This window comes from Crossiella sp. CA-258035 (assembly GCF_030064675.1).
In the GTDB taxonomy this organism is placed as follows: Bacteria; Actinomycetota; Actinomycetes; order Mycobacteriales; family Pseudonocardiaceae; genus Crossiella.
The window spans coordinates 6862931-6882798 of the sequence record NZ_CP116413.1; the positions used below are offsets into that span (position 1 = coordinate 6862931).

General features: G+C 72.5%; 14 protein-coding genes. 2 read left to right on the forward strand and 12 right to left on the reverse strand.

All coding sequences use genetic code 11. The features are described from left to right. Position 1: 1 nt before the first annotated feature. The 8 genes from N8J89_RS30860 to N8J89_RS30895 form a co-directional block, all read right to left on the reverse strand. Entirely contained in the window at positions 2-1501 is a 1500-nt protein-coding gene (locus tag N8J89_RS30860) for a CoA-acylating methylmalonate-semialdehyde dehydrogenase (protein ID WP_283660513.1), read from the reverse strand. An 80-nt stretch (positions 1502-1581) separates the two neighbouring features. Continuing rightward, on the reverse strand, positions 1582-2577 hold the full coding sequence (locus N8J89_RS30865; protein WP_349497509.1) for a phosphotransferase family protein: 996 nt from the start codon (positions 2575-2577) through the stop codon (positions 1582-1584). Next, the gene (locus N8J89_RS30870) at positions 2526-4856 is read right to left on the reverse strand and encodes a hypothetical protein (RefSeq protein WP_283660515.1); all 2331 of its coding nucleotides are present in this window, start codon (positions 4854-4856) and stop codon (positions 2526-2528) included. Before N8J89_RS30870 ends, N8J89_RS30865 begins: the two co-directional genes overlap by 52 nt. Further along, entirely contained in the window at positions 4853-5785 is a 933-nt protein-coding gene (locus tag N8J89_RS30875; RefSeq protein WP_283660516.1) for a hypothetical protein, read from the reverse strand. The genes N8J89_RS30870 and N8J89_RS30875 overlap by 4 nt, the downstream gene beginning before the upstream one ends. Positions 5786-5870: 85 nt before the next feature. Next, on the reverse strand, positions 5871-7130 hold the full coding sequence (locus N8J89_RS30880; protein WP_283660517.1) for a glycosyltransferase: 1260 nt from the start codon (positions 7128-7130) through the stop codon (positions 5871-5873). Next, positions 7127-7327, reverse strand: coding sequence for a ferredoxin (locus tag N8J89_RS30885; protein WP_283660518.1), 201 nt, complete (start codon positions 7325-7327; stop codon positions 7127-7129). The genes N8J89_RS30880 and N8J89_RS30885 overlap by 4 nt, the downstream gene beginning before the upstream one ends. Next, positions 7327-8535: a cytochrome P450 gene (locus N8J89_RS30890; protein ID WP_283660519.1), complete on the reverse strand. Its 1209-nt coding sequence runs from the start codon at positions 8533-8535 to the stop codon at positions 7327-7329. The genes N8J89_RS30885 and N8J89_RS30890 overlap by 1 nt, the downstream gene beginning before the upstream one ends. 37 nt (positions 8536-8572) lie before the next feature. Continuing rightward, positions 8573-9793 (reverse strand): MFS transporter, encoded by a 1221-nt coding sequence (locus N8J89_RS30895; RefSeq protein ID WP_283660520.1) that lies wholly within the window; start codon positions 9791-9793, stop codon positions 8573-8575. Positions 9794-9866: 73 nt separating this feature from the next. Between N8J89_RS30895 and N8J89_RS30900 the strand changes: the two genes are divergently transcribed. Further along, positions 9867-10856: an ArsR/SmtB family transcription factor gene (locus N8J89_RS30900; protein WP_283660521.1), complete on the forward strand. Its 990-nt coding sequence runs from the start codon at positions 9867-9869 to the stop codon at positions 10854-10856. Here the strand turns inward: N8J89_RS30900 and N8J89_RS30905 are convergent. The 3 genes from N8J89_RS30905 to ispG are packed head-to-tail and all read right to left on the reverse strand — an operon-like array spanning position 10842 to position 14016. Further along, the gene (locus tag N8J89_RS30905; protein ID WP_283660522.1) at positions 10842-11816 is read right to left on the reverse strand and encodes a hypothetical protein; all 975 of its coding nucleotides are present in this window, start codon (positions 11814-11816) and stop codon (positions 10842-10844) included. The two genes, N8J89_RS30900 and N8J89_RS30905, sit on opposite strands and share 15 nt — an antisense overlap. Before the next feature lie 53 nt (positions 11817-11869). Continuing rightward, positions 11870-12913 carry a terpene synthase family protein gene (locus N8J89_RS30910; protein WP_283660523.1) on the reverse strand — a complete coding sequence of 348 codons (1044 nt, stop codon included), beginning with the start codon at positions 12911-12913 and terminating at the stop codon, positions 11870-11872. Then, a complete protein-coding gene (ispG, locus tag N8J89_RS30915) occupies positions 12910-14016 on the reverse strand; it encodes a flavodoxin-dependent (E)-4-hydroxy-3-methylbut-2-enyl-diphosphate synthase (RefSeq protein ID WP_283666287.1) in 1107 nt (368 codons plus the stop codon). Before ispG ends, N8J89_RS30910 begins: the two co-directional genes overlap by 4 nt. Before the next feature lie 464 nt (positions 14017-14480). Between ispG and N8J89_RS30920 the strand changes: the two genes are divergently transcribed. Then, positions 14481-18125: a S8 family peptidase gene (locus N8J89_RS30920; RefSeq protein ID WP_283660524.1), complete on the forward strand. Its 3645-nt coding sequence runs from the start codon at positions 14481-14483 to the stop codon at positions 18123-18125. Positions 18126-18173: 48 nt separating this feature from the next. Here N8J89_RS30920 and N8J89_RS30925 read toward each other — a convergent pair whose 3' ends face one another. Then, positions 18174-19832, reverse strand: coding sequence for a catalase (locus N8J89_RS30925; RefSeq protein WP_283660525.1), 1659 nt, complete (start codon positions 19830-19832; stop codon positions 18174-18176). Between the last annotated feature and the right edge of the window lie 36 nt (positions 19833-19868).

Here is a 19868-nt window from a genome sequence, read left to right on the forward strand (position 1 = left end):
CTCAGTCCATGGTGGGGATGACGAAGGACGCGCCTTCCTTGACCCCGGACGGCCAGCGCGAGGTGACCGTCTTGGTCCGGGTGTAGAACTTGAACGAGTCCGGCCCGTGCTGGTTGAGGTCGCCGAAGCCGGAGCGCTTCCAGCCGCCGAAGGTGTGGTAGGCCACCGGCACCGGGATCGGCACGTTGACCCCGACCATGCCCGCGCGCACCCGGCGGGAGAAGTCGCGGGCGGTGTCGCCGTCGCGGGTGAAGATGGCCACGCCGTTGCCGTACTCGTGTTCGGAGGGCAGGCGCAGGGCCGACTCGTAGTCCTCGGCGCGCACGATGGTGAGCACCGGGCCGAAGATCTCCTCGCGGTAGATGCTCATCTCCGGGGTGACGTGGTCGAACAGGCAGGCGCCGAGGAAGTAGCCGTCCTCGTGGCCTTCCAGGGTGAAGTCGCGGCCGTCGACCAGCAGCTTCGCGCCCTCGGCGACACCGGCGTCGACGTAGCCGCGGACCTTCTCCAGCAGTCCGGCGCTGGAGAGCGGCCCGAACTCGGCCTGTTCGTCGAAGGAGTGCCCGATGCGCAGCTGTTTGACCTTGGCCGCCAGCTTCTCGGCCAGCGCGTCCGCGGTGGCCTGGCCGACCGGCACCGCGACCGAGATCGCCATGCAGCGCTGGCCCGCGGAGCCGAAACCGGCGCCGAGCAGGGCGTCCACCGCCCCGTCCAGGTCCGCGTCCGGCATGATGATCATGTGGTTCTTGGCGCCGCCGAAGCACTGGGCGCGCTTGCCGTTGGCGGTGGCGGTGGAGTAGACGTAGTGCGCGATGTCGGAGGAGCCGACGAAGCCGACCGCCTCGATCCGCGGGTCGGTGAGCAGGGTGTCCACCGCGGTCTTGTCGCCGTTGACCACGTTGAGCACGCCCGGCGGCAGCCCGGCTTCCAGGAACAGCTCGGCGATCCGCAGCGGCACCGAGGGGTCGCGCTCGGACGGCTTGAGGATGAAGGCGTTGCCGCAGGCGATCGCGGGCGCGATCTTCCACAGCGGGATCATCGCGGGGAAGTTGAACGGGGTGATCCCGGCGACCACGCCGAGCGGCTGGCGCAGCGAGTGCACGTCGATGCCGCCGCCCGCGCCGTCGGTGAACTCACCCTTGAGCAGGTGCGGGGCGCCCGCGGCGAACTCGACCACCTCGAGCCCGCGCTGGATGTCGCCCTTGGCGTCGGCCACGGTCTTGCCGTGCTCGCTGGAGAGCAGCCGGGCCAGGGAGTCCAGCTCCCGCTGGGCCAGGTCGAGGAAGCGCAGCAGCACCCTGGCCCGCCGCTGCGGGTTCCAGGCCGCCCACTCCACCTGGGCGGCGGCCGCGTCGGCGATGGCCGCCCTGGTCTCCTCGACCGAGGCGAGCGGCACCTTGGCCTGCACCTTCCCGGTGTTGGGGTCGTAGACATCGCCGAAGTTGCCCGAGGTACCGGGAACCGGCTTGCCGCCGACGAAATGGGTCAGTTCGTTGACCATGGACGCACCCCACTGTGCTTCGCGGACACCTGGCGAGTGATCAGCGCCACCCACGGCCGAACATATAGTAGGACGTCCAACTATGTCGATACAGAGTGACGGACGTCCAAGTGTGCTAGGAGCTCCGGCAGCCGGTCGATCCAGTCGAGCAGCCGTCGCCGCCACAGTTCGACCCTGGTCACCGCGGCCGCGGACAGCGACTCGTCGGCGGCCCACTCCGCCCAGTCCTCGCCGGCCAGCCAGCCCAGGCAGCCCACGACGCGGTGCAGCAGCAGCGAGTTCTCCGGCACGGTGCGGCCGTAGCCGGTCCAGAAGGCCGGGGGCAGCTCGGCGCCGTGCAGGTAGGCGTGCTCCTGGAAGGCGGACAGCTCGTCGAGGGGCTGGCGGACGCCGGGGTAGTCCCAGTCGATCAGGGTGGCCCGGTCGTGCCCGATGATCACGTTGAACAGGTTGACGTCGCCGTGCACCAGGCAGGGTCGCTCGGCGCGCAGCTCCTCGGCGTGCGCGAGCAGCGCGGCGTCGACCGCGGGCAGCAGGGGCAGCAGCGCGGGGCGGTGTTCGCGCACCCACGGCTGGGTCGCGGCCAGTTCGGCGCGCAGCCTCTCCACCGGGTCGGCCGGGGTCAGCCGGAGCCCGTCGGGGCGGAGCTCGCCGTGCAGGTGCGCGGGGAAGCCGACCGCGTGCACCGCGGCCAGCGCCCGGCCGACGGCCTGCCAGACCCGGTCGGTCGCGGTGCCCGCGCGCACGGCCTCGGCCAGGGTGACGCCCTCGACGTAGGCCACCAGCCGGTCGCCGCGGTCGTTCGCGGCCAGCAGCGGTGGCGCGCCGACCTGGTTGGCGGCCAGGAACTCCGCCATCGCCCTCGGGCTGGGCCGGGGGTGTTCGTGTTGGCGCAGCACCACTTTGCGGCCGTCGGCGAGCACGGCCAGGTGCAGCGTGTTGTCCAGTCCGTCGCCGCCGATCGGCTCGACCTGGGCCGCCGCGGGAAGTCCCGCGGCGGCGATCAGGTCGCCGAGAGCTTGGTTCAGCGGCCCACCAGGTCGCGGCTGATCAGCGACGGCAGGTCGACCCCGCAGCGCTCGGCCAGTTCGCGCACCGGGTCCGGCAGCGGCAGCAGCTTGCGGATGTCCTTGGTTGCCGGGACGCCCTCACTGCCGCCGATCAGGCTGTGCGGGGTGCTCATCCCGGACAGCTGGTAGCTGCGCCAGGTCGGCGGCTTGCCCTCGGTGAAGGCCAGCGAACGCCCGCTCCACAGCAGCAGCGCCATGGTGCGGCGGTTGCTCACCACCACCGCGGTGCCGCCCTGCTTGCTCACCGCGGCGAAGTCGGTGATCATCCGGGCGGCTTCGCGCAGCGGGCGCCGGCACTCGCCGGTCACCACCCACGCACCGTCCAGCCGGTCGATCTCGAATCCTCGCTCGCGCAGATCCTCCTGCACGGCCGCGCTCGGTTCGTCCACCGAGTTCTCGGCCAGTTCCAACACCTGCTCGACCTCGGTCACCGTGGTCGTTCTCCCTTCGAACCGCCGCGTGTCCGGCAACAGCGGTTCCACCAACTCGGGCCTGCCGAATGCGGCCCATTCATAACATCGCTCCCACGCGAGGCGCGCGGTCCGGTCGGCGGCTGAGCCGCCCTGGAGATCGGCATCCTGCAACAGCAGGGCGAGGCAGGCGGCGAGCAGGGTGCTCAGCCGCGCCTGCGCCTGGTCGGGCAGTGCCTTCTGCTCGGTCTCGGCAGGGCACAGGGACTGCGCCAGCGCACCGAGGCCGGGCCGCCATTCGTCGTCGTGACCCCAGACCCCGGCGGCGAGCAGGTCCAGGTACAGGCAGGTGAGCAGCATGCGCACCGGCAGCGGCGCGCCGGGCCCGGCCGTGGCGACCCAGCGAGCGGCCAGCGCGCGGACCTTGGCCCGGTCCTCGTCCTGGAGCAGCGCTGCGCCGGAGTGGCCGTCCTCGGCGAGCTCGCCGACGGTCCAGGCCGTGGGCCTGGGTTCGGGCAGCACGGAGACCGCGCCGGGCAGCACCCGCTCGGTCAGCGGGTCACCGAGCACCGATCGGGTGAAGTGCACGTAGGCGGCCCAATCCGGCCGGAACGGCAGTTGATCAGCGGTAATCTTGCCGAGGGTGTCGGTGAACCGGCTCAGGCGGGCCGGGTCGGCGAGCAGTGCGGCCGCGGGCCGGTCGGACAGGCCGGAGCCGCTGCTCTGCTCGCTGCGGGGCGCGCAGGCGGTCAGGTCGGTGACGTGCGCGGGGCCGGAGGCGACGCGGCGCTCGTCCACCAGTGCGCTCACCCGGAGCGCGACTCCCGGTTCCTCGGCGGGAACCCGGGCGCGCACGGGACCGTTGACGTACAGCTCGGCGGCGGGCACCCGATGGGCAGCGAGCCAGCCGTTGTCGGTCAGGGTTTCCACGATGACGCCGTGGGTGCCGCGCGGCACCAGGAACTCCACCACCGTAGTGTCGTCCTCGCGAAAAGCGCCGAGCAGGCGGGGTCCTCGTGTGTCCTGCGCCACAGGGGTTTCCGGGGGCAGTGGGCCACTTTCGCCTTCGGGCGCAACGGACTCCGCGCGCGGGTGCAGCGCGGCCAGCACGCAGTCGCCGCCCTCGGCGACCGAGCGCAGCAACCCGGACCCGGTGAGGTGGCCGCCGGCCAGCGCGGTCCACCGGCCGTCGGTGGCCTGCCACTCGATGAGCGTCGCGCTCGCGGGCGCGGTGCGGACCTCGCGCGGCTGGAGGTGCTCGGTGAGGGCGTGCACGGCGGCCGGGTCGGCGGCGGGCGCGGTCAGGCCGAGCACCCGGACCGGGCCGGCGGGCAGCTGGGTCAGCAGGGGTTCGGTGAGGTTGCCGAGGAAACGCAGCCCGGCCTGCCTGGTGGCCGAGGGCACCATGGCGATGGCGATCTCGTCCAGGGTGTCGGCCAGCCAGGACGGCAGGGTCAGCGCCTGGGCCAGGTCGGCGAGCCAGGTGCCGAGGTCGGCCAGTGCCAGGGGTCCCTCGGCCAGGTCGCCGTGCACGGCCAGCCACAGGCCGCTCCCGGTGTAGCCGTCCAGGGTGGGGTCGCCGGAGCCGACGGCCACCGCCACCCGGTCCGCGCCGAGCAGCACCGCGAGCTGGGGCAGGAACCTGCCCTGCCCCAGCGCGTGCCCGTGCTGGTAGGCGCGGCCGGCGAAGCGGACGTCGGCCGGGTCGTGCTGGGTCGCGCCGTGCCCGGTGAGCACGGTGACCCGCGCGCCGAGCTCGCGGGCTCTGGGCAGGCAGTGCCGTTCCAGGAAGTCGAGGTCGACGGCGTGGCCGGTGATCAGCAGCTCGCGCAGCGGGCCGGTCCACTCGGCGAGCAGGGACAGCGGGGTGCTCACGGGGAGACCTCCAGCAGGCGCGCGCCGAGCGGGGTGACACCGAGGCCGTCGTCCTCGGTGGCGGAGAAGAGGTTCTCGGCCTGGGCGAGCTCGCCCAAGGTGTTGAGGTGCAGCGGAACGGGGCTCGCCTCGGGCCGCGAGTCGTGCGGTCGCGGCTGGTTGCGGCGGACCGCGATCCGGTGTGCCTGGGCCAGCATGTCTTCCACCAGCGTGCGTCCCAGGGCCCGCAGGCTGGTCGTGGACTCCGCGCGCTGGGCCACGAAGCCGGGGTCCAGGTACACCCCGGTCTGGCCGAGGAAGGCGGTCTTGGCCTTGCCGCGCAAGGTCTCCGCGCGCTGAGCGCCGATCAGCAGGGTGGCCAGCGCGCCGGGGACGGGGGCCAGGCGGAGGGAGAGCTCGGCGGGAGCCGGGTGGCCCGCGGCATCGGTGTGCGCGGGCAGGTCGGCGGTGAACGCGGCGACCGTGACATCGGGGAGGGACTCGGTGGTGAGCTCGCGCGGATCGGGATGTCCGGCCAGTGCGGCCCACCATCGTCGCCAGGCGTCCACGCTGTGCCGGCGGAGCAGCACGCCGCGCCAGGTGGCCGCGACCTCCAGGCCGCGCAGCAGCGGGTCCTCGGCTAGGTAAGCGTCGTAGGCGATGGCCTGTTCGGCGGCTTCCTGCCAGTCCTCGGCCTCGGGCAGCAGCTGGGCCGCGCGGGCGAGCATCCGCAGGCTCGCCCGGCGCGGCCGGTCCTCGGCAGGCCAGGGATGTCGGCCGGTGAGGGTGAGCCACTCGGGGCCGGATCCGGACGGCGGGGAGATTCCGGGCAGCAGCCGCGCCAGCGCGGCCAGCACGGGGGCTTCGACGTTGAGGGGGTAGCGCGGGACGCCCGGTGTGCCGGTGGGTTCGGTCCATGCCGGGCCGGACACAGCACTGGCGTTGGGCACGCGCACCCCCTCGTCGATCTTCGGTAACCACCGTGTCACATCGCGGCCCGGTTTCCCACCGCGAGCGGCCCGAGTGTGACCAGGGTCAGGCTCTGGCGCCCAGCCGGGCCACCGCCTCGACGACCCGGCTCGCGCCGTCCTCCTGGGCCACCCGCTCGGCCAGTGCGGCGGCGCGGCGGCGGTAGCCGGGGCCGGTGACCGCGTCCTTGATCAAGGCGGCCAGCCGGGGCGCGGTGATCTTCTTCATCGGCACCGAGCCGGGGCTGACGCCGAGCTCGGCCAGCCGGTCGGCCCACAGCGGCTGGTCGCCCAGCACCGGCACGATCACGGCGGGCACGCCCGCGCGCACCCCGGCGCCGGTGGTGCCCGCGCCGCCGTGGTGCACCACCGCGGCCATCCTCGGGAACAGCCAGCCGTGCGGCACCTCACCGATGGAGAGCACGTGCTCGCCGGTGGCGGCCAGCTCGTTCCACCCGGCCTGGACCACCCCGCGCACCTTGGCCAGCCGCATCGCCTCGACCGCGATCTCGGACAGCTCGCGCGCCCGGCCGGGGGCCATGCTGCCGAAGGACAGGAACACCGGCGGCTCCCCCGCGGCCAGGAACTCGGTCAGCTCGGCCGGCGGCTGGTAGTCCGGGGACTGCCAGGGCCACCAGTAGCCGACCACCTCGGCCTGGGCGGGCCAGTCGCTGGGCCGGGGCAGCACGTGCGGGCTCCAGCCGTGCAGCACCGGCCAGCGGGTCTGCCGGATGTCGCGGTAGAGCGCGCCCGGGCTGCGCACGCCCTGCTCGCGCAGGAACTCCTTGTACCCCGGCAGGAACCCGCCGCCCAGCTGGGCGAAGCCGCGCATCATCGCGTGCGCGGCCAGGTTGCCGGTGCGGCCCAGCGAGCGGGTGGCCAGCGAGATCGGCGGCAGCTCGCCGGAGGTGATGATGCCGCTGGGGAACAGCTCCAGGCCCATGCTCGGGATGCCCGCGTTCTTGGCGATCCAGTACACGAAGCCGAACGCGGCGCGGTGGGTCAGCACCAGGTCCGCGCCCTCGACCGCCCGCTGCGCGCCCCGGCCCAGGTCGCTGATCATCTTGCTGGCGAAGCGGAGCTGGGCGGGCAGGCCGCGCAGGCCGATGCCGTGGTGCTGGAAGTCCTGGCCCGCCTTGCTGGCGAAGTCCGCGCGGATGTCACCGGGCATCTCCCGGAAACCGAGCCCGGCCTCCCTGGCCATCGGCTCGAACAGCTGCTGCGCGGCCAGCGTCACCTCGTGCCCCGCTTCTTGCAACCGCGCCCCCAGGCCGGTGAACGGCGCGGTGTCCCCGCGCGAGCCCGCCGTCACGATCACGATCTTCACGAACTCTCCTCCACCGTGATGGCCGCCGCCGGGCACAGCTGGGCCGCCTCCCGGACCGCGGCGAACTCACTCGCCACCGGTTCCGGGGTCAGCAGCAGCACGGTGCCGGCCTGCTCGTCCTGGTCGAATACCGCGGGCGCGGTGAGCGCGCACATGCCCGCGCCACAACAACGATCGGTGTCCACCTCGACTCGCATCAGGACTCCCAGGTCACCGGCAGGCTGTGCACGCCGTAGATGCCCATCTTGGTGCGCATCGGCACCTCATCGGCGGGCACGGCCAGGCGCAGCGTGGGGAAGCGCTGGAACAGCTTGCGGTAGCCGATCCGCATCTCCACCCTGGCCAGCTGCTGGCCGAGGCACTGGTGCACGCCGTGGCCGAAGGCGAGGTGCCCGCTGGCGTGCCTGCCCAGGTCCAGCTGGTCCGGGTGCGGGAACTTCGCCGGGTCCCGGTTCGCGGCCGGGGTGTGCAGTTGGAGGCACTCGCCCTTGGCGATGGCGATGCCGGCGATCTCCACGTCCTCCAGCGCGATCCGCTGCAGCCCGAAGTGGGTGATGGTCAGGTAGCGCAGCAGCTCCTCCACCGCGGGCTCGACCAGCTCGGGGTCGCCGGTGAACGCCTTGAGCTGGTCCGGGTTCTCCAGCAGCGCGAAGGCGCCGAGGGCGAGCATGTTCGCGGTGGTCTCGTGTCCGGCGGTGAGCAGCAGCAACGCGAAGGAGACCAGCTCCTCGTGGTCCAGCTCGCCGCCGGTGACCAGGCCGCTGAGCAGGTCGTCGGCCGGTTCGGCCCGCTTGCGCTCGATCAGCTCGCCCAGGTAGGCCATGATCTCGCCGAAGGCCGCCATCACCTCCTCGTCGCCGCGCTCCAGGTTCAGCATCAGCTTGGTGCGCTCGTGGAAGACCGCCCGCTCGGCATAGGGCACGCCGAGCAGCTCGCAGATCACCAGGGACGGGATGGCCAGCGCGTAGTCGTGCACCAGCTCGGCAGGCGGGCCCTTGCGGGCCATCGCGTCCAGGTGCTCCTCGGCGATCTGCTCGATCCGCGGGATCAGCTGGTTCATCCGGCGCACGGTGAACTGGCCGGTGAGCAGCCTGCGGTAGTGGGTGTGCTCGGGCGGGTCCATCTGGATGAACATGCCGCGCGGCACCGGCGGCAGGGCCTTGCCCTTGAACCGGTCCACGTCGATCGGCACGTGCCGCAGCTCGCCGCGGGAGCTGAACCGGGGGTCGGCCAGGATCTGCCTGGCCAGCGCGTGCCCGGTGACCACCCAGCCGAGGTGGCCGTCCGGGTAGCGCATCCTGGCCACGGGTTCGGTCTCCCGCAGCCGCCCCAGCTCCGCGGGCGGGTCGAAGGGGCAGCCGGTGGGCCGCGTGGTGGGCAGCGCGTTCGGCAACGAGATCGTCATGCCCACCACGCTACAGAAGTTTCACAAACTCATGAAGTTAATGTTCCGTATAAATCCGTCGGCGGACGGCCGGGCCGATGGCGAGCGCGCCCACCGCGCCGAGCAGACCCAGGACGAGGCAGCCGGTCCAGGCGGCGCCCGGTCCACCGTGCTGGTAGACCCAGGTGCCCAGCAGCGGCCCAGTGAGCGCGGCGGCGCTGAACCCGAAGCCGATGGCGGCCTGGTAGCGGCCGCGCGCGGCCGGTGGCGCGAGGTCGGCGGCCAGCGCGCCGAGCAGGCCGGCCATGGCGATCTCGCCGAGGGTCCACACCACCACGGTCAGCACGTACTCCAGCGCGGTCTCGGCCAGTCCGGTGAGCGCCATGCCGACGCCGACCACAGCCCAGGCGATGGCGAGCACCCGCATCCGGTCGAAGCGCGCCACCCAGGTGCTGGCCAGCGGTTGCAGGATGACGATGAGCACGCCGTTGACCGCGACGATGCTGCCGTAGCCCGCCGCGCCGAGCCCGGAGTCCTTGACGGCCAACGGGATGATGACCTCGGCCTGGGTGTAGACGGTGGCGTGCACCAGGACCAGCAGCACCAGTCCGAGCAGCAGCCGGTCCCGCAGCAGCGCGCGCAGCCCGAACACCGGACCGTCCACAGTGGACTTGACCATGCGTTCGGCGGACTTGGGGATGCCGAGGCCGACGATGACCGCGAAGGCGGTGCAGCCGGTGGCGTTGAGCGCGAACAGCAGCCAGTAGCCGGAGTCGGCGAGGTGGCCTGCCATCACGCTGGCCACCGAGAAGCCGAGGTTGATCGCCCAGAACTGGAGCCCGTAGGCCTTGGTGAGCAGCGGCCGCTCGACCACGTCGGCGATCAGCGCGGCGGCGGCCGGGCGGAAGATGTCGGCCGCCACGCCGTGCAGGAAGGCCGCGCCGATCAGCAGTGGCAGGCTGTGCACCGCGCCGAGCAGCATCAGGCAGCCTGCGCTGGAGAGCAGTCCGAGCATCAGGGTGAACCGGCGGCCGACCCGGTCGGTGAGCACCCCGCCGAGGGGCTGGCTGAGCAGCGCGCCGACGCCCTTGGCCGCCAGCACCAGGCCGACCTGGTCCAGCGGGATGCCCATGGCGGTCAGGTAGAGCACGAGGAACCCGGCGACCACGCCGCCGATGCGGTTGACCAGACTGCCGTAGAACAGGATCCAGAACGGGCGCGGCAGACCGGCGAAGGGCCCGGTCCGCGCGGGGCTGGCGTGGGTGGTCTCGGTGCTCACGGTGAGGAGCGTGCGCCCCTTACCCGGCGACCGAGCAATGATTTAGAGTGAGCTAAATCGTGGGGGTGACACCATGCCTGAGCTGGAGCTGGAGTTCTCCGTCGCCGACCTGGCGCGGACCCGGTTCGCGTTCTCGCCGCTGTGGGAGACGGTGGTGAGCGTGCGGGTGCTCAAGACGCCCGGCGAGCACGCGCTGCACTTCCCGTGGCTGCGCGAGACCCGCGAGCGGCTGGCCGGCTCGGGCCTGGACCTGACCCCGCTGACCGACCTGATCCCCGGGCCGCACAGCGGTTTCCCGGACTTCCTCACCCCGCCGCCGGACACCGCGGTGCCCGACTTCGACACCGAGCTGGCCCTGATGGCCCGGTCCACGCCGGAGCAGATCCGCAAGGACCTGGCCTACTTCGACTACCCGCCGCAGGCCCGGTTCGTCCGCGAGCTGCACGCGGACCCTGGCCGGCTGGCCGAGCTGGTGGAGGTGGTGCGGGCCTACTGGGAGCTGGCGATCCAGCCGTACTGGCCGCGCCTGCGGGACCTCCTCGAGGCCGAGGTGCACTTCCGCGCCCGGCGGCTGGCCCTGGGCGGGCACCAGCTGCTGTTCGAGGACCTGCACCCGCACCTGCACTGGGCCAACGGCGTGCTGCGGGTGGACAAGCGCTGCTGCGTGCTCTCCGCCCAGCTCACCGGTGACGGCCTGCTGCTGGTGCCCTCGGTGTTCACCTGGCCGGACGCGCTGACCATGGTCGAGGCGGCGGGCTGGCAGCAGACCCTGTTCTACCCGCCACGCGGCATCGCCACCCTGTGGGACCACCGCGAACAGCGCTGCCCGCCGGAAGCCCTGGCCGGGGTGCTGGGCCGCTCCCGCGCGACCCTGCTGCTGGCGCTGGGCGATCCGTTGTCCACCACCGACCTGGCCCGCCGCACCGGCCTGACCGCCGGTGGGGTGTCCCAGCACCTGGGCGCGCTGAGCGCGGCCGGGCTGGTCACCGGGCACCGGCTGGGGCGGCAGGTCAAGTACACCAGGACCAGGGTGGGCGAGCTGCTGGTGTCAGCGCCCCGCTAGCCGGGGGATGACCGCGACCAGCACGTCCTCCGGCACCGGCCCGGCCAGGTGCACCTGCTGCGCCGAGCCCTCCCGCAGCCCGATCCACACCTGCTCCTCGCCGTCCCGCGCCACCGGCCGCCCCGCCACGCTGCCCTGGTAGGGCCGGTCCCGGGCGGCCTGGGTCATGGTCGCGACCACCCGACCCGCGCGCAGCGGGATCGCGCACACGCCTTGGGGTTCGGCGGTGCCGAGCGCCGGGTCGACCCGGAACGCCTCCCCCAGGATCAGGCAGAGCTGTTGCGCCGCAACGGGAAGTGGCTGGTCGGCCACGCCGAAACCGGGCAGCGGCGGCTGCGGTGTCACCGCGGCGAGCTCGCCCTTGTCGTTGAGCCGCGGCAGTTCCGGTCCCGCTGCCCCGGCGCGGCGCAGCACCGCCTCGGCCGCCTCCTTGGCGATCTGGCCGGTCTCGCCCTGCTCGTCGCTGGCGGACTGGTCGCGCAGCTTCACCGTGACGCTCAGCGTGGGCCGCAGTCCCCGGTAGGGCCGGGCCGCTTCCTCGGTGACCAGCTCCACGTCCAGGTCACTGGCCCGCTGCTGCCGGTCCACCCTGGCCCGCCGCCCGGCCACCGTGTCCGCGCCGGTGACCAGGTCGCCGGTCAGCCGGGCGGTCAGCTCGAACCGGGCGGAGACCACGTGGCACTGGTCGGTGAGGAAGACCTCGGTGCGCACCTCCCCGCGCATCGCGGCCCGCCAGTCCTCCGGCGCAGGGGCGGAGCAGAGCACGTGGCCCGCGGTCAGCTCGGGCAGGTAGCCGAGCAGCTGACCGGCGGGCATGGGCACCTCGCGGACCGCCGTGCCGTGCTGGGTGGGCCAGTCCGCCGGCAGGCTCGGTGCGGGCGTGGGTGGTGGTTCGGCCTCGCCGCAGGCCTGGGTGGCCAGCACCAGGGCGAGCAGGACCGCGCTGCACCGGGTTCGCATCTCCACAGCATGTCAGCGTCCGGCCGCCGCGGTCAGCAAGGGCGAGCCACAGGTCATTCCCGCAGCTCGTCCCACCACCAGGCCACCGTCGGGTAGGGCAGCGGCGCCGAGCTCGGGTCCAGGGGCGTCCGCGACCAGCCGGGGCTGCCCAGCCCCTGGTAGCGCGGCACCCGCAGGGCCCAGTCGATGTTGCCCCTGATCCCGTGCCCCAGACAGTCCACATAGGACCGCAGCGGCGCGGACCCGCCCCGCCGCACCCGTTCCGCCAAGCGCAGGAACAGGCTCATCAGCCGGTCCCTGATGCCCACCGCGGCCAGCACCGCCTCTTCCAGGGACCGCTGGGACTCGGTGCGCAGCACGGTGACCAGGTTCTGCTCGGTCTGGCCCAGCAGCCTTTCCTTGCGGTAGGAGTGCAGGTCGTTGTCCAGCGCGGCCACCATGCTGGCGCAGTCGGTCAGCGCGCGGACCCGTGGTGAGTCCATCTCCGACGAGGGCACCTCCTCGCCGAGGCCGATCTCCAGCATGGCCATGGTGGGCGGGCCGCCGCTGGTGCCCAGGCGCATGCTCAGGTACTCGTCCAGTCCGGGCATCCGGCCGGTGGCGCGGTTGGCCACCTGCCAGGACACCGCGAACAGCCAGCGGCGGTGCGCCTCGGTGAAGCGGCGGACCTGGGTCGGGGTGGCGCAGCCGCGGAAGCGGGCGCCGATGTCGTGCAGGGCAAGGGCGTACGGGTCGGTCAGGCCGGTGCGCGCCGGGTTTTCCAGCGCCTGCTGGACCCTCGCCGCCTCGGGAAGGAACTGGGCCGGGTTGGCGGAGAGCACGCCGGTGTCGCAGCGGACGTCGTCGAAGGCGAAGCCCCAGTACACCCACAGCGTCGCGGCCAGCACGTTGTGGGTGGCGCCGGTGGGCACGAAACGGCAGAAGAACTCGGCGCTGCGGGTGCCGAGCAGACGTTTGCGCGACACCCCCGGCAGGGCCATCCGGTCCAGCCAGGCCACGGCGCGCTGTTCGATGTCGGCGACCGCGGGGTGCACGGCGGGCTCGATCGGGCAGTAGCAGGGCAGCAGCTCGAAGCCCTGTTCCAGCGGCTGGGTCACTCGCGTTCCACCGTCATCCGCTCGGCCAGCGCCAGCGCCTCCTCGATCAGGGTCTCCGCGATCCGGTGCTCCGGCACCGTCTTGATCACCTTGCCCTTGACGAAGATCTGGCCCTTGCCGTTGCCGGAGGCCACCCCGAGGTCGGCCTCCCTCGCCTCGCCCGGCCCGTTCACCACACAGCCCATCACCGCGACCCGCAGTGGCACCGACATGCCTTCCAGGGCCGCGGTCACCTCCTCGGCGAGCCGGTACACATCCACCTGCGCGCGCCCGCAGGACGGGCAGGAGACGATCTCCAGTCCGCGTTCCCGCAGGCCAAGGGACTCCAGGATGCCGATGCCCACCTTGACCTCCTCCACCGGCGGCGCGGACAGCGAGACCCGGATGGTGTCGCCGATGCCCTCGCCGAGCAGCGCGCCGAAGGCCGCGGCGGACTTGATGGTGCCCTGGAAGGCCGGTCCGGCCTCGGTGACGCCCAGGTGCAGCGGGTAGTCGCACTGGGCGGCGAGCTGGCGGTAGGCGTTGACCATGACCACCGGGTCGTGGTGCTTGACCGAGAGCTTCAGGTCGGTGAACCCGTGCTCCTCGAACAGCGAGCACTCCCACAGCGCCGAGGCGACCAGCGCCTCCGGGGTGGCCTTGCCGTACTTGCGCAGCAACCGCTCGTCCAGCGAACCGGCGTTGACCCCGATCCTGATCGGCACGCCCGCCGCGCCCGCGGCCTTGGCGATCTCGCCCACCCGGTCGTCGAACTGGCGGATGTTGCCGGGGTTGACCCGCACCGCGGCGCAGCCGGCCTCGATCGCGGCGAAGACGTACTTCGGCTGGAAGTGGATGTCGGCGATGACCGGCAGCGGGGACTTGCGCGCGATGGCGGGCAGCGCGTCCGCGTCGTCCTGGCTGGGCACCGCGACCCGGACCAGCTGGCAACCGGCCGCGGTCAGCTCGGCGATCTGCTGCAGGGTCGCGTTGACGTCGGCGGTCGGGGTGGTGGTCATGGACTGCACGCTGATCGGCGCGTCGCCGCCGACCTGGACCGCGCCCACGCGCAGCGCGCGGGTCTGCCTGCGCCGGGCGAGCGGGACCGGCGGGCGGACCGGCATTCCGAGGGGCACAGCGGACACGAATTCCTCCTTGACCGCCGATGCGCGGAATGCGCGACGACGGGACTACTGGCGGGGAAGGGGGATCGATCGAATGACGCCTGTGGCCGGACGGCAGGGAGCCTAAGTCACGAACTCGGCAGGTCAGCGAGTCCTCCAGCGCGTTCACACGAATTCGTGATGGCTCACTCGTTCGCCGCGGACTGGGCCGTTCGGGGTGCGGCTCGCTGCCGTACATCGCGCGAATGGCCGCAGTACACCACGGGTTCCACGGCTTGCGGGCCGGTCGGCGGCGACCGTCCACCCTGCTGGTTGTCAGGCTGCCGTTGGAATTGCGGACTACTGGTCACCCTGAGCGAAAAGACCAGGGAAGAATCAGGGTCCAGGACGACTTTCGTCTGCTCTTTGTTCGGCTTTTTGTCAATGCGCTACCGCACACGTGACGAAGCTGAAACATAAAGCGCATGCGACATCCCGGGAAGAGAACACTGCCGGTCGCCGCGCTGGCGACCGCACTGCTGGCACTGGGCGTCCCCGCCCTCGCCGACCCCGCCCCGCCGGGCGGAGCCGCCACCGGCGGCCTGCGGACCATCACGCTGATCACCGGCGACCAGGTGCAGGTGGACGAGCGCGGCCGCCCGGTGCACGTGGCGGCCGGACCGGAGCGGACCGGCACCGCCTTCCGCAGCTGGACCGAGCAGGGCCAGTGGCAGGTGCGGCCCAGTGACGCCGAGGCCCCGGTGCGGGCAGGCCGGGTGGACCCCCGGCTGTTCAACATCAGCCTGCTGCTGGAGTCCGGCTACGAGGACGCCAAGCGCCCGGACGTGCCGCTGCTGCTGGCCGGGGACAACTCCCGTTCCGCGCCCGGCGCCCTGGACGGCACCACCCGGACCAGGGAGCTGCCCGCGCTGGGCCTGACCGCGGTGTCCGCGCCCAAGAGCACCGCGGTCCGCACCTGGAACACGGTCAAGGACCAGGCGCGCCAACGCGCCACCGGCAAGGTGTGGCTGAACGCGACGCTGAAGTACACCCTGCACGAGAGCGTGCCGCTGATCGGCGCGCCGGCCGCCTGGCAGGCCGGGCACACCGCCAAGGACGTGCCGGTGGCGGTGCTGGACAGCGGCATCGACGTGGACCACCCGGACTTCGCCGGGGTGCTCAAGCAGGCCAAGGACTTCTCCAACTCCCCGCACGGCATCAAGGACACCATCGGACACGGCACGCACGTCTCCTCCATCGTCGCGGGCAGCGGCGCGGCCGGCGGCGGCAAGCAGGTCGGCGTGGCCAAGGACGCGAAGCTGCTCTTCGGCAAGGTCGGCGACTTCGGCCCCACCGAGGACGCCGCGCTGGCCGGGATGACCTGGGCCGCGGCCGAGCACAAGGCCAAGGCGGTGAACATGAGCTTCGGGCTCCGGCAGACCCAGCCGGACCCGGTGAGCGAGGCCATCACCCGCCTCTCCGCCGAGCACGGCACGCTGTTCGTGATCGCCGCGGGCAACAGCGGCGAGCAGGAGCCGGTCGGCCACCCGGCGACCGCGGACGCCGCGCTCGCGGTGGCCAGCTCCACCAAGGACGGCAGGCTCAGCGACTTCTCCTCGCGCGGCCCGCGCGCCGGGGACTACGCGCTCAAGCCGGAGATCACCGCGCCGGGCAGCGAGATCCTGGCCGCCAAGGCCTACCCCGGGGGCGGCGAGCCGTACCAGGCGATGTCGGGCACCTCGATGGCCGCCCCGCACGTGACCGGTGCGGCCGCGGTGCTGGCCGGGGCGCACCCGGACTGGAGCGCGGCCCGGCTGAAGGCGGCGCTGATGAGCACCGCCAAGCCGCTGAGCGGCGTGTCCGTGCACGGCCAGGGCGCGGGCGTGGTGGACCTGGAACGCGCCACCAGGCAGCAGGTGACCGCGGAGACCGGTGGCCTGTCCCTGGGTTACTTCCGGTGGCCGCACCAGGGTCAGCAGCCCGCGAGCAAGGACGTGGTGTACCGCAACGACGGCGACACCCCGGTCACCCTCGACCTCGCACTGTCCATTCTGGACAAGCAGGGCGGCGCGCCGGATTCCGGCCAGTTCGCGCTGAGCACGCAGCGGATCACCGTGCCCGCCAAGGGAACCGAGAAGGTCAGCCTCACCGTGGACCCCGGCAGGCGGGTCGGCCTCTACGGCGGCTGGCTCACCGCGACCGCCGGGGACGTGGCGGTGCGCACCGCGGTCAGCTCCTACGTGGAGGAGGAGCGCTACGACCTGACCGTGCAGGTCACCGGCCGGGACGGCAAGCCGGTCACCGCCGAGACCGAGGCCGAGCTCACCGTGACCGACCTGCGTGACGGCACCAGCCAGCAGCTGTCGCCGGGCGAGAACGGCGTGGCCACCGTGCGCGCCGCCAAGGGCGACTACCAGGTCGCCAGCACCATCAAGGAGTACGACCAGCGCGGGGTCGAGCAGGGCGACCCGGTCTCGCTCACCCAGCAGGTCGCGCCGAAACTGCGGCTGGACAAGGACACCACGCTCAACGTCGACGCGCGCACCGCGAAGCGGGTGGAGGTGGAGCTGGACGATCCGAGCCTGCGGGTCACCGGGATCGAGCTGAGCGCGGTCTCCGGCGGCCGGTCCCCGGCCCTGTTCCCGCCCTTCACCGACACCGACGCGCCGGTCTACCTCGGCTCGCTCGGCGGCTCGGCCGCGGACTTCCGGCACCTGACCCACGTGACCGCCGCGCGCCCGGAGATCAGCGCGGACCTCGTTGCCCCGCAACGGCTTCCGCTGGGCGTGTGGCGCAACCGGTCCTCACCGCAGCTGCTCGGCGAGCACACCCTGCCGGTGGTGGACGTCAAGGCGGGCGACCCGGCGGACCTGGCAGGCAAGGACCTCAAGGACGAGCTGGCCCTGCTGACCCCGCCGGTCCAACAGGACGCCGTCGACCGGATCACCGCGGTGGCCAAGGCAGGCGCCAAGGTGGTGCTGCTGGTCGAGCCGAGCCGGGTGCGACCGCAGACCAAGCTGCCACTCCCGGTGCTGGGCAGCACCGAACACCGCCTCACCACCCTGCGCGAGCTGCTGGCCAAGGGCCCGGTCTCGGTGCGGCTCAACGGGATCGCCACCAGCCCGGTCAGCTACGACCTGGCCTTCACCAGCTCCGGCACGATGGCCGAGGGCGGCAAGCTGCGCGCGCACCGGCACCAGCTGAGCCGGGTCGAGGCGACCTACCGCGAGGACGGGATCACCCACACCTTCCGGCCCAGCTGGCGGCCGGGCCTGGACGGTCCGGCCGCCGCGGAGATCCCGGACAGCTACCCCTTCCGCGAGGGCGCGCCGCCGGTGCCGGCCGGGGCCACCCGCACCGAGTACGTGACGCCGGGCTGGTGGCGCAAGCACAGCGAGCTGGGCAACGGTTTCGACCGCGCCTCCGGTGGTGACAGCAGGCAGTTCGACCTGGCGGCCACCCGGTTCACCCGGCACGGCGCCCAGCGCGTGGACTACAACGCCGGTCCGTTCGCGGCCCGGCCCGGCGGCGGCCACGGTGGCGCCGCCCGTCGAGGTGACGAGCTGATGGCCAACCTGAACCTGTTCGTGCCGCAGGGGAACCCGGCGCAGTACGGACGGCAGGCCTACCAGTCGGTCACCGGCGAGACCACGTTGTCCAGCGGTGGCACCGTGATCGGCCGCACCCAGCTGCCCGGCAACGGGCACTGGCGGGTTCCGGCCGGTCCGGCGACCTTCGAGCTGAGCGCCAAGGCGACCTACGGTGACCGGCAGGTCGAGGCGGGCTGGACCTTCCGCTCCGACACGACGGCCGAACTCCGCCACCTGCGCCTGCTGTACGTGACGCCGAACCTCGGCCTGGACCGGGACAACTCCGCCAAGGCCGGGAAACCCCTGCCCGTCACGGTGTCCACGCACCACGGCGAGGGCGAGACCAAGGCGACCCTGGAGGTCAGCCTGGACGGCACCAGCTGGCAGCCGGTGCCGCTGCGCAAGACCGGCGCGGGCTGGGCCGGCCTGCTGCCCGCGCTGGGCAAGACCGGTGACAAGGTCTCGCTGCGGCTGACCGCCGAAGACGGCAGCGGAGCCAGGGCGCACCAGACGCTGCGGCAGGCCTACACCCTGCGCTGAGCCGAAAAGCCGTGCGGGCCGGGCGTTGCCGGCCCGCACGGCTCCCGGTCAGGCGCCCGGCTGGTACCGCTGGTTGGGCACGCAGTGGGTCATGGTGAGCCCGTCCACCGGCCGCGGCCCGTTCTTGCCCAGCCGGGTCAGCCGGTCCCGGTCCTCCTCGGACAGGTCCTGGCTGGCCAGCGGCGGCAGGTCGGCCACATCCGCCGGGGAGATGCCCAGCCCGTCGCCGACCCGCAGCCCGAGCTCGTCCTCCACCAGCAGGAAGTGCCACACCATCCGCTCCTGGACGGCGCGCTCGCACTGTCCCAGCTGGTCGATCATGTTGTGCACCAGGTCGTCCCGCTCCCACTGCTCCATCAGCCGGAACCGTTGGCCCGCCTGGAGGTAGTCGTTGGTGCGCGGGATCCGCTTGCGGGTCACCCTGCCGGTGATCTCCGGCCCCTGCTCGTCGTGCGACGGGTACTGCGCCTCGCGCAGGCCGCCGGTGATCGAGGGTTCGTAGTTCACGTGCGGGTTCTCCCCGGCCGCGTCCACCTGGTAGGTCATCGCGCCGTCCCGCTGGTTGGTGCGCACCTGCGCGTTGCGGGCCTGGTTGACCGGGAGCTGGAGGTAGTTCGGGCCGACCCGGTAGCGCTGGGTGTCGCTGTAGGAGAACGTGCGGCCCACCAGCATCTTGTCGTCGGAGAAGTCCAGGCCGTCCACCAGCACCCCGGTGCCGAAGGAGATCTGCTCGTTCTCGGCGAAGTTGTCCGACACCGGGCGGTCCAGCACCATCCGGCCCACCGGCAGCGCCGGGAACTCCTGCTCCGGCCACACCTTGGTGTCGTCGAGCGGGTCGAAGTCCAGCTCCGGGTGCTCCTCGTCGGTCATCAGCTGCACCAGCAGCTCCCACTCGGGGTGGTCACCGGCCTCGATGGCGTCCCGCAGGTCCTTGGTGGCGTGGCCGAGCTCGTTGGCCTGCACCGCGGCCGCGTCGGCGGCGGTCATGCTCTTCACCCCGCACTTGGGCATCCAGTGGTACTTCACCAGGTGCGTGCGCCCGTCCGCGTCGACCCACTTGTAGGTGTTCACGCCGAAGCCCTGCATGTGCCGGTAGTCCGCCGGGATGCCCCTGGGGCTGAACAGGTTCACCAGCATGTGCATGGACTCCGGGGTCTGCGACATGAAGTCGAAGATCCGGTTCGGCTCCTGCCGGAAGGTCACCGGGTCCGGTTTGAGCGCGTGGATGACGTCCGGGAACTTGATCGCGTCCCTGATGAAGAACACCGCCAGGTTGTTGCCGACCAGGTCCCAGTTGCCGTCCTCGGTGTAGAACTTCACCGCGAACCCGCGCGGGTCCCGCGCCGCCTCCGAGGAGTCCCGGCCGCCGATCACGGTGGAGAAGCGCACCGCGACCTCGGTGCGCTTGCCCGGCTCGGCGAACAGCTTCGCCCTGGTGTACCGGGAGATCGGCTCCTCGCCCCACTTGCCGTAGGCCTCGAAGTAGCCGAAGGCGGTGGTGCCGCGGGCGTGCACCACCCGCTCCGGGATCCGCTCCCGGTCGAAATGGCTGATCTTCTCCAGGAACTGGTAGTTCTCCAGCGTGGCCGGTCCGCGCGCGCCGACCGTGCGCTGGTTCTGGTTGTCGTACACCGGATGGCCCTGCCGGTTGGTCAGCACCGGGCGCTCATCGCCCGGCCCGAACCCCTTGCTCGCCACGTCGGTCATCGCGGTCACCCTCTCCTTCGCACAGTCCTGCCGAGC

Bases quoted from the DNA above. Each gene is read 5' to 3' on its own strand.
- N8J89_RS30905 (WP_283660522.1), bottom strand. From the start codon at position 11,816: ATGCGAACCCGGTGCAGCGCGGTCCTGCTCGCCCTGGTGCTGGCCACC.
- ispG (WP_283666287.1), bottom strand. From the start codon at position 14,016: ATGCCGGTCCGCCCGCCGGTCCCGCTCGCCCGGCGCAGGCAGACCCGC.
- N8J89_RS30890 (WP_283660519.1), bottom strand. From the start codon at position 8,535: ATGACGATCTCGTTGCCGAACGCGCTGCCCACCACGCGGCCCACCGGC.
- N8J89_RS30900 (WP_283660521.1), top strand. From the start codon at position 9,867: ATGCCTGAGCTGGAGCTGGAGTTCTCCGTCGCCGACCTGGCGCGGACC.
- N8J89_RS30860 (WP_283660513.1), bottom strand. From the start codon at position 1,501: ATGGTCAACGAACTGACCCATTTCGTCGGCGGCAAGCCGGTTCCCGGT.
- N8J89_RS30885 (WP_283660518.1), bottom strand. From the start codon at position 7,327: ATGCGAGTCGAGGTGGACACCGATCGTTGTTGTGGCGCGGGCATGTGC.
- N8J89_RS30925 (WP_283660525.1), bottom strand. From the start codon at position 19,832: ATGACCGACGTGGCGAGCAAGGGGTTCGGGCCGGGCGATGAGCGCCCG.
- N8J89_RS30920 (WP_283660524.1), top strand. From the start codon at position 14,481: ATGCGACATCCCGGGAAGAGAACACTGCCGGTCGCCGCGCTGGCGACC.